Raw genomic sequence first — 12,478 nt, 5'->3', positions numbered from 1 at the left:
AAAAAGAGCAAGGAGTCTATAAGGTGAGGAGCGGCAGCAGTTAATAATACGTGAACACCGCAGATCTTATAAGACGACGTAGCCAATTTTTGAAGTTCATTGAGTTATATATAAACAAAAATTTTATATAATAATACGGTAATCAATTTTAAGCAAGTAAAGGTTATAATTATATGTTAAGAATAGTGAAAAAATTAGGGATAATTTTGTTTGTATCCAGCATAAGTATTAATAGTTTTGCTAAAAGCATGTATGATGATATAGATTCTGCTCCTGACTATGATAGTACACCATATTACGAAAACGAAGGAAGTTTAGTTTTCAAGATGCGTCTAGGAGGTGTTTTTTCAAGTGCTAAGCAAAAAGGATTACCTACTCCTACCTCTCCTCAACCTGTTCCAGTAGGAGAAGTTGCAAAAAACGGTTATGGGGGTGATGCATCCACTACTATATTCTTTAACAATTATTTAGCTACTGAATTATCGCTTGGCTTTAATGTTTTACGCACTAAATATACATCCCTTGCAGCCGTTGCTCATAATTATGGCGTTGATAATGTCAAACTAGGAAAAAACAAACCTATTTATATGATTCCTGCAACGGTTACCGGACAATTTCATATAGCTCCTTACGGTGGGATAAGACCGTATATAGGCATAGGTTATCACGGTTCTTATATGCTTACGCAAGCTACCGGTCTTAAAATTAGAAATGGACACGGTGCCGTAGGACAAATAGGTGTAGATTTTTATGCTAAAGATGATACTTTAATCAATATTGACGTAAGGCAATTTTTCTTAAATCCTAAACTTGAGTATAAACCGAATTTAGTAGGTAATAAAACCGTGACCTCTAAAGTTAAACTTAATCCTTTAATAGTTTCTGTAGGTATAGGATTTACTTTTTAGTATTGGTGTCATACCGTGGCTTGACCACGGTATCCAGTCTTTTTTTATTTTTTTCTGGACTCCGTGGTCAAGCCACGGGGTGACAATGAAAAAAACCTATTAATGTAATAATACCTCACGGAAATGACATTAAAAAAGTAATTCCCCTATGTCCCTACAAATTATCCAGTTATTATACTTAGTTGCGGCTGTTTGTTTTATTCTGTCGCTAAAGTTTTTATCCTCACAGAAACAAGCACGTTTAGGTAGTACCATAGGTATCTTGGGAATGGCGATAGCAGTCGGCGTTACTTTTTTCCTCCCGGATTTTACTCATAAATTACCCATTATAGCAACCATATTATTAGGCGGTATAATCGGAGGGATTATTGCACTTAAAATCTCCATGACGGCAATGCCTCAATTAGTTGCTGGATTTCACTCTTTTGTTGGTCTTGCTGCGGTATTTGTAGCTTACGCTACGATACTTGCTCCTGAAAATTTTTCTATAGGAATAGCAGGAAGTTTACCGATTAATTCATTAATAGAAATATCAGTAGGCGTCTCTATCGGTGCTTTAACTTTTAGCGGTTCGGTTATAGCTTTTCTAAAACTACAAGGCTTAATGAAAAGTAGCCCGCTAAAATTCTACGGTCAGCAATATATATGCTTATTAACGGCAATAATATTGGTTATTCTAGTAATATCTTTTATTCGTTCAGAAAATATATTTTTATTTAATCTAATAGTCTTTTTATCGCTGTTCATTGGAGTATTACTAATAATACCGGTGGGTGGTGCAGATATGCCTGTTATAGTATCAATGCTAAATTCTTATTCAGGTTTTGCAGCAGCAGGTATAGGCTTTACGCTTAGCAATAGTCTACTCATTATTACCGGAGCATTAGTTGGTAGTAGCGGAGCTATACTTAGCTATATAATGTGCAAAGCGATGAATCGTTCATTAATCAAGGTTATTTTTGGAGCATTTTTACCTACCCCTACCGGAATTAATAAGGATATAGATGACGATAAAGTAGCAAAAACAAGCTGCCCTGAAGATGCGGCACATTTACTACTTAATGCATCATCGGTGATAATTGTTCCCGGTTACGGTATGGCAGTAGCCCAGTCTCAGCATATCATAAAAGAGATGGTTGATATATTAGAACGTTCAGATATTAATGTACGTTTTGCTGTACATCCGGTAGCAGGTAGAATGCCGGGGCATATGAATGTTTTACTTGCAGAAGCTAATATAGATTATGAGAAAGTACTTGAGCTTGAAGAAATTAATAGAGATTTCGCTACCACTGACGTAGTGCTTGTGATTGGGGCAAATGACGTAACTAACCCTGCTGCCAAAAATGATCCGAACAGTCCAATTTACGGTATGCCGGTACTCGATGTCGAAAAAGCACGTACGATTTTGTTTATTAAACGCTCTATGGCATCAGGATATGCAGGTATAGAAAATGAGCTATTTTATCACGATAATACTTTTATGTTATTCGGTGATGCTAAGAAAGTAGTTGAGGAAATAGTTAAGTTTTTAAATGAAGATTAGACCTCTTGCATAACTTGCTTCTAAAGGTAATTTATACGTCAATCCGGTACCCGCATCCTCACGTTACTTGCATGTACGCTGCGGTGGCAAGCATTTCCGTGTCTCTTTCAAATTCCTCTTTATTAGCTTCGCTATGCAAGAGGTCTATTGACTTAAATAACTCTATTTGTTATAACTTCTTAAATTAAGCCAAAAAACAATTATCATGAATTCGCAAAAAACATTACCGCTTCTGCCAAAAGCCACGGCTATGTGGTTAATTGAAAATACTTCTTTAACTTTTAAACAAATTGCCGATTTTTGTGGTATTCATGAATTTGAAATAAAAGGTATGGCTGACGGTGAAGTAGCACAATCTATAAAAGGTTTAAATCCAATTGCAAACGGTCAGTTAACTTTAGAGGAAATTGAGCGTTGCAGTAAAGATCCTAATGCTAATTTACAAATTTCATATAGCCCTGCTGATGAATTGATGAAAAATCAGAAAAAACAGCGTGCTAAATACACTCCTATAGCAAGACGTCAAGATAAACCTGATGCTATATATTGGTTATTGTCTAATTATTCGAATATCCAAGACCATCAAATAATTAAATTAATAGGAACTACTAAAACTACTATAGATGCTATTAGAACTCGTAGCCATTGGAATATGAATTCTATTCGTCCTCGTGATCCCGTATTACTGGGGATCTGTAGTCAAATAGACCTGAATAAAATAGTAGAAAGCCTAAAGCCTACACAAAATCCTACAAAAGAATCATAAAATTATACTAACTTCTATCCTGCGAAAAGCTTGCTTACGTGAATTATTCTTTGATTTTGATCCCGCCTATTGCGTGGATAGCAAATCGTCATTGTGCGGAGGCATTGTTGCGTAGACCGGTAAAATCCACTGTGTCACCCCGTGGTTTGCTAACTAGGTCCATAAAAACAATAAAAAATACTAATAATTTTAACTGGATACCGTGGTCAAGCCACGGTATGACATCGAATGGATTTTTCTATGGATTAGAAAAGTGATTATTGCCTAATAAATCGTTTATCGCTAGGTAAAGTATAACTTTTGTCGGTAGAACGATAGGGACAAATATCAATTCCTCCACGCCTAGTATATACTATATAAATAGAAAGAAAATCAGGATTTATAGCGTTTTTAATGTCTGTAAAAATACGCTCAGCACACTGTTCTGCAAACTCATTACAATTTCTAAAAGATATTAGATATTTCAGGAAAGAATCATGTTTTAACTTTTTTCCTTTATATTTTATAACGATTGTACCCCAATCCGGTTGACCGGTTACTAAGCAATTTGATTTTAGTAAATTAGAATTAATCTCTTCTTCTACTAAAACATCTTCATACTCAATTAAGCTATTATCGGGCGGACCGTAATTATTGCATACTATATCTAAATCATCGATATTTTTACCGCTTGGAATACCAAATTCTATTTTTGTATTTATAGGAAATATACGTCCTGTTATTTTAGCGTGTGTAACATTACTTAGATCCTGCAAGATGATTCTTTCTAGTTCCTCTATTGATTCAACAACAAAGTTATTAAAAGAATTTAGATATAATTTAAATGATTTTGATTCTACTATATTTTCAGAATCCGTCGGTATATAAAAAGTGCCTACTCCAACCCATGGCTTACCGTTCTTATTAAGACAAGATAGCTCATATGTATTCCAAATATCTACACCGTAAAACGGAAGATTATTACTATTTATTCTAAGTTCATTTCGATTATTTATACGTGGAATTTTAAATAATAAAGTCGCATCATAACTATCTTTATAAGTACTTTTTTTACCAAGTAAAGAAGTAGATAAAGGCATTAATTATGCTCCTTGTGCTAAAATTTCTTTTTGTTGTAATTCATCATATTCTTTTAGCATATAACCACGTCCCCATACAGTGTCGATATAATCTCTACCGCCAGCAGCATCACTTAACTTTTTACGAAGTTTACAAATAAATACGTCAATAATTTTCATTTCCGGCTCGTCAACACTACTATATAAGTGATTTAAGAACATTTCTTTAGTTAAAATAGTTCCTCTTCGAAGTATTAATAGCTCTAAAATAGCATATTCTTTGTTCGTCAAATGTACTTTTTTGCCGTCAACTTCTACAGTTCTAGTGTCTAGGTTTACGCTAACCTTATCAAACCTAAATACTGATGCTGCATGACCTTTAGAACGTCTAACTATAGCTTTAATTCTAGCAATTAATTCCTCTCTTACAAACGGCTTGGTTAAATAATCATCGGCTCCGGAAGAGAAACCGGTAATCTTTTGATCCGTATCCGTTAAGCTAGATAAAATTAAGATTGGGGTTTTTATTTTTGCAGCACGCAATCTTAATAATATCTCAAAACCATTAATATCCGGTAACATAAGGTCTAAAATCACCAGATCATAACCACCGACTTTGCCAAGTCTTAAACCTTCCACACCAACTGAAGCTTTATCGCAAACTATCCCTTCTGAAGCTAAAGTTAGCTCAATTAAGTTAGCCATTTCTGGCTCGTCTTCAATTAACAAAACTCTCATTATTTTTCTCCATAAAATTCAATTTTTATATTGTGCTATAATTTAATTACAGTTAATTATTGTTAACTAAATTATAATTTTTTATCTAGTGCTTTATACATTCATTAATTACATAAGTAAAGAATATTTAATCAAATTGATAAAATTTTTACTATTAAGCTCTATCTGTGATTTAAAAACCATGGTGTTTAAAACGAAATTTATTAAATAATTAAATGATTTTCTTAGTTTTGATGCTCTGACATTTTCTTATGATATAAGGCACCAAAATCTATAGGATCAATCATTAAAGGCTGGAATCCTGCATCTTGAGTACAGCTAGCTATAATTTTTCTAGCAAATGGAAATATCATTGCCGGACAATGAACAGATAATAAAATCGGATGTTGTTCAGAATCAATATTAATTAAATTAAATACTCCGGCATATTTTAATTCTATCTGAAATAATTTATATTTTTCATTTCTTGCAATTGCTTCGATATTTAACTCTACTTCATAGAAATTTTCTTCCGATAAATTAGTAATATTTATATCTAGAGATAAATCAATTTGAGGACGTTGATCTAAAGCCGCAAGAGAAGAGGGGGCAGAAGGGTTCTCAAGAGATAAATCTTTTATATATTGTGCATTAACGGAAATATGCGGCATTGCCTCATTAGTATCGGTGTTTATTGTACTCATAAAAATCCTTATTAAAAATTTAATATAATTTTTTAGCGCCTATTCACGATTTTATTTTGATTGATAATTAAAGAGGTTTTTAAGCGAAAATTAATAAGGTTTTTGTAGGAATAGTATTCTTATTTCAAAAAAATCTTATAATTTGCGGCTAAAAAGATTTTAATTAGCTTTAAAATTAAGATCGTGAGCAGGTTCTGACATAAAAAAGTTATGTTAACGGTAAAGTTACCCCTAACTGTTTCATATATTTTCCTTGGCGATCGGCATATGAAGTATCACAAATTTGATCACCTTTTAAAAATAAAAACTGACAAGCTCCTTCATTTGCATATATTTTAGCAGGTAATGGAGTAGTATTAGAAAACTCTAAAGTTACATGTCCTTCCCACTCCGGTTCTAACGGAGTCACATTTACTATTATACCGCATCTTGCATAAGTGGACTTGCCGACACAAATAACTAATACATCACGCGGTATTTTAAAATATTCTATAGTTCTGCCAAGAGCAAAACTATTAGGTGGAATAATACACACATCTACTTCTCTATCAACTAAATTATATTCACTGAAATTTTTTGGATCAACCGTAGTAGAATTTATATTGGTGAATATTTTAAATTCATTAGATACTCTAGCATCATAGCCGTAAGAAGATAAGCCGTAAGAAATAATCTTTTCTTTATTATGAATTCTTACCTGCTTTTCCGCAAAGGGCCTTATCATACTTTGATTTATAACAGCTTCCTTTATCCACTTATCTGACATTATAGCCATAATCAAAACTTAATTTAATTAATAAACTAATGATTATAACTCATAATTATTTACAATACAAAATTTTTCTTTAAAACTATAAGTCTGAGACTACTTGAATAATGATAGTGATAATAATACAACATTATATACTTTAAATTAAATTATTACAAATTAAAATCGTTTTTTATTGTCAATTCTGAAAAGTATTATTATATTCTAGCGTAGTTGATTTATATTTATTAATACTAAAAATTTTATTATTTAAGTTTATAGGGACTTTATTAAAGTGAAAAAATTATTATTAGCTGCAAGTATTATTTGCCTTGCATCGGCTGGTTTTGCCGAAGAAAATCCAACACCTGTTATTTCTAATTCTGATACTGAAATAAAATTAGAAGGATTCTATTTATTTGAAAGCGGTTATATTAAACAGGATCATTTAATTTTATTTGATAAAAATGTAACTGATAACAGGAAAAAGCTAGGGTTTTACACGGAAGCAGCGTTTGCGGCAACTATTTCTAAAACTATCAATGATGTAATAGCAGGTGCTAAAATAGTGCTTCAGCCTACTACAAGAGCAAAAACCTCCGCAAGTTATAATGGATCACATATCTTTATTGAAACTAGTTATGGTAAAGTAGAATTAGGCTCTCCTGTCGATGCAAGTGCTAAATTGCGTGTTACCGGCTCTCAAGTAACCGCAGGTACCGGAGGATGGTATAGATATGCTCTACTTGATGGTCAATATATGAGGTATAACGGTTTAAAGCCGGATTTCGATACTAGTGCTAGCTTTTATCTTGAATCATACTCAAACTCTTTTGATCAAATCAATGAAAAAACTGAAAAAGCTAGAAGACTCAACTTTTTCACACCTAAAATGAAAGGCTTCCAGGCAGGTATCTCTTATACTCCCGATACTGCTAATACGGGCGGTAACAAAGATATAAATAATTTAACGCTTGAAAGCTCAGGAAGAAACGGAGTTAGTGTTTCTAGAACCGGAATAAAGACGATTTCCTTAGGAAACGGCGAAACTATGACTATAAATCAGAATATTAGAGATGCTTTTTCTGCCGGCTTAACTTATGAACATGAAATTAGCGAAGATGCAGACTTAAAATTATCCGCTACCGGAGAGTATGGTAAGCCTGCTCGTCGTCTTGTTCATGCTAAAATGGACGGAACTAAGGTAATAGAAGTGTTGAACACCTATAAGCTTTCTAATTTAAAAGCATATAATCTTGGAGCCGTATTTACTTATGGTAATTTCTCTTGTGGGGCTTCTTACGGTAATTTAGGTAAAAGCTTAACTGCTAAGGAATACTATAAAGTCGGTCGTGATACCTATTATTACAATGGAGCAGTTGCTTATGGACAAGGACCTATAAAGACAAGTCTTGAATATCTTAAAACTTCAAGATATAAAAACACTGTCGATACTGTAAGCCTCGCTACTGAATATAAGATCATGCCTGGTTTATTACCATATGCTGAAATTTCTCATTTCCAAGCTAAAGGCAAACCTGTATATTACCCTGAAGCACCTAGTAAAACAACACGAGGTACTGTTGGTCTTATAGGTACAAAACTTAAGTTTTAATTATTTACAAGTTCCATCACTATTATAATCAAGGCTTAGAGCAATCTTATGCCTTGATTATTTCATTTTCTTAATTGAATTATCAATAAATTTTATAGTTCCATTGTTGTAATAATCTTGTCTTCTCTTCTGCTAATCTTTAAACCATTCTATTAGCTTACAGCTCTCTAATTCTTTGTGCTTCATTTACTTACAAAAGCTAGCAGCCAAGATGAATTTAAAGTTGGTCTGCACAGCATAAATTACATAAGTATCTGCGAATCCTGAAAAATTCGTACTATACTGCCTTTTGATTAAATAAAATTATATATTTTACTTTTTTATTTTTAGATATTGACTTTCTTTAATTACCATATATTGTGATGCAACCATAATATATGGTAATCATGTGATATATGATTTTTATTATTTTAAAACAGGAGTAACACTATGAATCATGCTCAATTTACAAACTCAGGATATTCCTTTGTAAATGGATTAAAAGCAGTTACAAGATATGCAACCGCTTCTAAATTATTATTTAAAGATGCGTATAACTTTGTTTCTAGTTCCAACTTAAAAAAAAATATCTACAATATTACATGCTTTAAATATTCAGAAAGTCTATACAAAAGACGGGGATTTTGAGGCAGCATTGAAGTTTTTTAATATGAAACAGGATAATTCTATCAAGATAAAGATAGATGTAACTCAGAACATAGAAAAACCAACGTCAGAAGACAGTGAAAATTTTTTCTCTCCTATATTAAATGTATTTAAAAACGTGATGGAAACAAGTAATATTATAGATAAATATATTACTGCAATCCCTCATTTAATAAGTATAGGTTTTACCTTAAAAAAAATTTCAAGCCCCAACCATGTTATAAGCAAATTTGATGCAATAAAGGTACCAGCACTTATGGCGGCTGCTACCGCTATCGGAAAACCTTTAATAGATACAATTAGAGAGGATTGTTCTACTATAATTCAATTTTTTAAAGATAGTAATAAACTCTTAACCGGGGTTTATAATCTTTTCAGTAATAATAATGAAGGTTTTACATATTATCAGTTAGAGGAAGGTCATCAGGATAATCAGGTTGATATTATAGGAGTAGGAGATAGTAACATCTATTAATTTAAAAACCTATAAAAACTTTTAACAACAGAACGGTACAAGCGAATTTGTAAATAATTCGCTTGTACAATATGCTGTTTTTTTGTATACACTCAATCTTTATTATAATTATGATGAAAATCTATTATTTTTTGGGAAGCCCATAGGAGGTAACTTACCAGTGCTACCTCTTTTTCCTAAAAATGCAATAATGTTTTTCTCAAGTTTTACTTTTCCATTGTTATTCCAGCCTAAGCCGTCTTCTTTATTGAATATTTTAATATCTAGAAGCCTAGCATTCTTAAATTTTTGCAGAGTTACGCCTTGTCCTTTTTTCATTTCCGGTATCTCGTCTATGTTAAATACCAATAATTTACGACTCTCGCCAATACAAGCAACAACGTCACCCGCTACAGGTAAACACGCTATACATGTGTGACCATCAGGCACGTTCATAATTTGCTTTCCTGTTTTTGTTTGAGCCATTACTTCGTTTGAATTAACTAAAAACCCCTTACCTACACTACTTGCAAGTAATAAAAGCTGATCAGGTTTATGGACTAAAATATTAGTAATATCGTTATTGCCTATATCCACAAGTAGCTTTATAGATTCGCCGGTTCCTTTACCTTTAGAAATATTATCGGCAAGCAAAGTAAAAAACCTACCCTCCGAACTTACTATTAGTATCTTATCGGTCGTGTAAGCCTCTATAATAAACTTCTCTGCATCACCTTCTTTATATTTAATAGTTGATAAATCGGTGCTATGACCTTTTAAAGAACGCACCCACCCCATTTTTGAGCAGATAATAGTAATAGGCTCTTTAGTAATAAACGCTGTTATATCAACTACCTGATTTGTAAGCGTTACTTCTTCAAAGCTTGTACGTCTAGCCCCTATTACTGTATTTAACCCAAATTTCGTTTGTACTGCTTTTATTTCTTTTTTAACTATTTTCCACAGTTCTTTAGGATTATTTAAAATCTCTTCTAATATAGCTTGCTGCTTCTGCAAATTACTATGCTCATTAATAATTTCTTGCTCTTCAAGCTTGCGTAGCGAGCGAAGACGGGTATTTAATATCGCTTCTACCTGTATTTCAGTTAGTTTGAACCGCTCCATCATTATAGCTTTCGGCTCATCTTCTTCACGTATAATTTTAATTATCTCATCAAGATTTAAGTAAGCTATTCTAAGCCCTTCTAAAATTTCTAAACGATGCTTGATTTTGTTTAAAAGATAAGTTGACCTACGAGTAACAATATTTTGTCTATGAGCTAAAAACTCTTGTAGAACCTCTAAAATATTCATTACTCTTGGCACGTTATTACTGCCGATCACATTCATATTTAGCTGAATGCGGCTTTCTAAATTTGTTAGCTTGAATAGAGATTCCATAACTATCTGCGGATCACAACTACGATCTCTTGGTTCTATAATCAACCTAATAATGTCTGTTGATTCATCTCTAATATTGCTAACAAGCGGGATTTTTTTATCCTTTAGTAATATTGCTATTTGTTCTATAAGTTTTGATTTCTGAACTTGGTAAGGTATCTCGGTTACAACTATCTGATATGTACCGTAACTTAGCTCCTCTTTTTCCCATCTGCTTCTTACTCTAAAACTACCACGTCCGGTAGTATATGCAGCATTAATAACTTCAGCTTTATCAATAATTATGCCGCCGGTTGGGAAATCAGGACCTTTGATAAAATTCATTACATCATTAATTTCAGCTTTCGGATGGTCGATTAAATATATTAGAGCATCACATAACTCATGTAAATTATGCGGCGGTATATTGGTTGCCATACCGACTGCTATACCTTCCGAACCGTTAGCTAGTAAGTTTGGAAAACTTGCCGGCATTATTATCGGTTCTAAATCTGAATCGTCATATGTAGGGCGAAAATCTACCGTATCTTTATCAATATCCACCATTAATAAAGTACATATTTCCGTCATACGTGATTCGGTATAACGCATAGCCGCTGCATTATCGCCGTCGATAGAGCCGAAATTACCCTGCCCGTCAATTAAAGGATACCGTAATGAAAAATGTTGAGCAAGGCGTACCAAAGTATCATACACTGCCACATCACCGTGCGGATGATATTTACCGATTACGTCACCAACTACTCTTGCACATTTCTTATAACCGGAATTCGGCTCAAGCCTTAGCTGTAGCATTGCGTATAATAACCTACGATGTACAGGCTTAAGTCCGTCACGTACGTCAGGAAGCGAACGTGACATAATCGTTGATAACGCATAAGCAAGATAACGCTCCGATAACGCATTCCCAAAATCAATATTTTCTATTTTAGCTTCTTTCATAAATTATTTAATTTTTATTTATCGTCATTACAAGCAGTTGTTGTTGCATGGTTCTTTATGTCATTCCTGCGAAAGCAGGAATCCAAAAAAGTATAAACACAGCGAATGCTTGAAATTAAAAACTCGATTTACCTCGCTTTATGCTGGATTCCCGCTTTCGCGGGAATGACATAGAGCATATAAATATCACTTCAACACACAACTCTGCTTGTTATAAGCCAGTTTCTTACAAACCGCTTTAGCTTGACTAAGGCTACCATAATCACCAACTAAGATTAAATAGAAAAATTTGCCGTCGTCATATTTAACCTTTTTGGTTGTGATAACAACATTTTTAAGAATTTTTGGGAATTTCTTTTTTATTCTTTCCCCTTCTTTTATCGCTTCTGCTTCAGATTTTACCGAACCAAGCTGTATTTTATAACTCTTATAATTATTACAGCTCTTAATATTATTAGCTTTACTTCCTTTTTCAAGCTTTATTATATTTAAATCCGTTTCATTTCTGGAATTATTACTTGGCTCTATTAATGCAATAAGGTTAGATATTTCGTCAGAAGATTCATCGCTTTGACTTTGATTGCGAGAATCTATATCCATAGGCTTCTCAGGGTCAGGAAGCAATTTTACGGTTTTAATATTTGTATCTTTAGCAATAAGATTTTCATATATCGTACTATGTACCTCTGCTATTTGGCTATTTTCTATTATAGACGGTTTTATTTTTGTAGGCAGCTCATCAGGATAAATAATAATTACCGGCTTACTATTCTGATAATATTGATAACCAAAATAAATAGCGGATATACATATTAAGCATCCTAGAACTATTTTAACAAAAATATTATTGATCATATCTAGTAAACGAAAAATTAGTAGACGAAGATCAATTTCAAAAAGAGCAAGGAGTTCACAAGGCGAGGACCGCAGCGTATACTTAATACGTGAGAACCGCAGCTCTTGTAGAACGACGT

At 33.0% G+C, this 12,478-nt stretch carries 11 protein-coding genes and 1 pseudogene; 5 read left to right on the top strand and 7 right to left on the bottom strand.

Annotated elements, in window-relative coordinates; genetic code table 11:
- The first annotated feature begins 173 nt into the window (after window positions 1-173).
- Both H6P87_RS00570 and H6P87_RS00565 read left to right on the top strand, forming a co-directional pair.
- Window positions 174-908 carry an OmpW family outer membrane protein gene (locus H6P87_RS00570; protein ID WP_202069614.1) on the top strand — a complete coding sequence of 245 codons (735 nt, stop codon included), beginning with the start codon at window positions 174-176 and terminating at the stop codon, window positions 906-908.
- A gap of 148 nt (window positions 909-1,056) precedes the next feature.
- Complete coding sequence (locus H6P87_RS00565) at window positions 1,057-2,454, top strand: NAD(P)(+) transhydrogenase (Re/Si-specific) subunit beta (protein ID WP_202069613.1); 1,398 nt, start codon at window positions 1,057-1,059, stop codon at window positions 2,452-2,454.
- On the opposite strand, the pseudogene H6P87_RS07200 reads toward H6P87_RS00565, so the two are convergent.
- Window positions 2,443-2,620, bottom strand: a pseudogene (locus H6P87_RS07200) (palindromic element RPE1 domain-containing protein); the annotation flags it as partial. The gene H6P87_RS00565 and the pseudogene H6P87_RS07200 overlap by 12 nt on opposite strands.
- Window positions 2,621-2,659: 39 nt before the next feature.
- Here H6P87_RS07200 and H6P87_RS00555 point away from each other — a divergent pair.
- Entirely contained in the window at window positions 2,660-3,220 is a 561-nt protein-coding gene (locus tag H6P87_RS00555; protein ID WP_202069612.1) for a cell cycle transcriptional regulator TrcR, read from the top strand.
- Between the two features lie 257 nt (window positions 3,221-3,477).
- Here the strand turns inward: H6P87_RS00555 and queF are convergent, their stop codons facing one another.
- From queF to dcd, 4 genes are all read right to left on the bottom strand, one after another.
- On the bottom strand, window positions 3,478-4,299 hold the full coding sequence (gene queF / locus H6P87_RS00550; protein WP_202069611.1) for an NADPH-dependent 7-cyano-7-deazaguanine reductase QueF: 822 nt from the start codon (window positions 4,297-4,299) through the stop codon (window positions 3,478-3,480).
- A gap of 3 nt (window positions 4,300-4,302) precedes the next feature.
- Window positions 4,303-5,016 carry a response regulator transcription factor CtrA gene (gene ctrA, locus H6P87_RS00545; RefSeq protein ID WP_202069610.1) on the bottom strand — a complete coding sequence of 238 codons (714 nt, stop codon included), beginning with the start codon at window positions 5,014-5,016 and terminating at the stop codon, window positions 4,303-4,305.
- A gap of 224 nt (window positions 5,017-5,240) precedes the next feature.
- On the bottom strand, window positions 5,241-5,699 hold the full coding sequence (secB, locus tag H6P87_RS00540; protein ID WP_202069609.1) for a protein-export chaperone SecB: 459 nt from the start codon (window positions 5,697-5,699) through the stop codon (window positions 5,241-5,243).
- Between the two features lie 208 nt (window positions 5,700-5,907).
- Window positions 5,908-6,474: a dCTP deaminase gene (gene dcd / locus H6P87_RS00535; protein ID WP_202069608.1), complete on the bottom strand. Its 567-nt coding sequence runs from the start codon at window positions 6,472-6,474 to the stop codon at window positions 5,908-5,910.
- 268 nt (window positions 6,475-6,742) lie between these two features.
- Here dcd and H6P87_RS00530 point away from each other — a divergent pair, with 268 nt between their 5' ends.
- Both H6P87_RS00530 and H6P87_RS00525 read left to right on the top strand, forming a co-directional pair.
- Complete coding sequence (locus tag H6P87_RS00530; protein WP_202069607.1) at window positions 6,743-8,062, top strand: porin; 1,320 nt, start codon at window positions 6,743-6,745, stop codon at window positions 8,060-8,062.
- A 649-nt stretch (window positions 8,063-8,711) separates the two neighbouring features.
- On the top strand, window positions 8,712-9,182 hold the full coding sequence (locus tag H6P87_RS00525; RefSeq protein WP_246437949.1) for a hypothetical protein: 471 nt from the start codon (window positions 8,712-8,714) through the stop codon (window positions 9,180-9,182).
- A 108-nt stretch (window positions 9,183-9,290) separates the two neighbouring features.
- Here H6P87_RS00525 and parC read toward each other — a convergent pair whose 3' ends face one another.
- Together parC and H6P87_RS00515 are read right to left on the bottom strand one after the other, a co-directional pair.
- Window positions 9,291-11,504 carry a DNA topoisomerase IV subunit A gene (parC, locus tag H6P87_RS00520; RefSeq protein WP_202069606.1) on the bottom strand — a complete coding sequence of 738 codons (2,214 nt, stop codon included), beginning with the start codon at window positions 11,502-11,504 and terminating at the stop codon, window positions 9,291-9,293.
- Window positions 11,505-11,690: 186 nt separating this feature from the next.
- Complete coding sequence (locus H6P87_RS00515) at window positions 11,691-12,359, bottom strand: SPOR domain-containing protein (protein WP_202069605.1); 669 nt, start codon at window positions 12,357-12,359, stop codon at window positions 11,691-11,693.
- Window positions 12,360-12,478 lie beyond the last annotated feature (119 nt).

This window comes from Rickettsia tillamookensis (assembly GCF_016743795.2).
GTDB lineage: Bacteria > Pseudomonadota > Alphaproteobacteria > Rickettsiales > Rickettsiaceae > Rickettsia > Rickettsia tillamookensis.
The sequence above is the reverse complement of the archived record's forward strand: the minus strand, read 5'-3'. Positions and strand labels throughout refer to the sequence as shown.

What these genes read in the sequence shown, in the direction of transcription:
- dcd (WP_202069608.1), bottom strand. Translation starts at nt 6,474, where the DNA reads ATGGCTATAATGTCAGATAAGTGGATAAAGGAAGCTGTTATAAATCAA.
- parC (WP_202069606.1), bottom strand. Translation starts at nt 11,504, where the DNA reads ATGAAAGAAGCTAAAATAGAAAATATTGATTTTGGGAATGCGTTATCG.
- secB (WP_202069609.1), bottom strand. Translation starts at nt 5,699, where the DNA reads ATGAGTACAATAAACACCGATACTAATGAGGCAATGCCGCATATTTCC.
- queF (WP_202069611.1), bottom strand. Translation starts at nt 4,299, where the DNA reads ATGCCTTTATCTACTTCTTTACTTGGTAAAAAAAGTACTTATAAAGAT.
- ctrA (WP_202069610.1), bottom strand. Translation starts at nt 5,016, where the DNA reads ATGAGAGTTTTGTTAATTGAAGACGAGCCAGAAATGGCTAACTTAATT.
- H6P87_RS00555 (WP_202069612.1), top strand. Translation starts at nt 2,660, where the DNA reads ATGAATTCGCAAAAAACATTACCGCTTCTGCCAAAAGCCACGGCTATG.
- H6P87_RS00515 (WP_202069605.1), bottom strand. Translation starts at nt 12,359, where the DNA reads ATGATCAATAATATTTTTGTTAAAATAGTTCTAGGATGCTTAATATGT.
- H6P87_RS00565 (WP_202069613.1), top strand. Translation starts at nt 1,057, where the DNA reads ATGTCCCTACAAATTATCCAGTTATTATACTTAGTTGCGGCTGTTTGT.
- H6P87_RS00570 (WP_202069614.1), top strand. Translation starts at nt 174, where the DNA reads ATGTTAAGAATAGTGAAAAAATTAGGGATAATTTTGTTTGTATCCAGC.
- H6P87_RS00525 (WP_246437949.1), top strand. Translation starts at nt 8,712, where the DNA reads ATGAAACAGGATAATTCTATCAAGATAAAGATAGATGTAACTCAGAAC.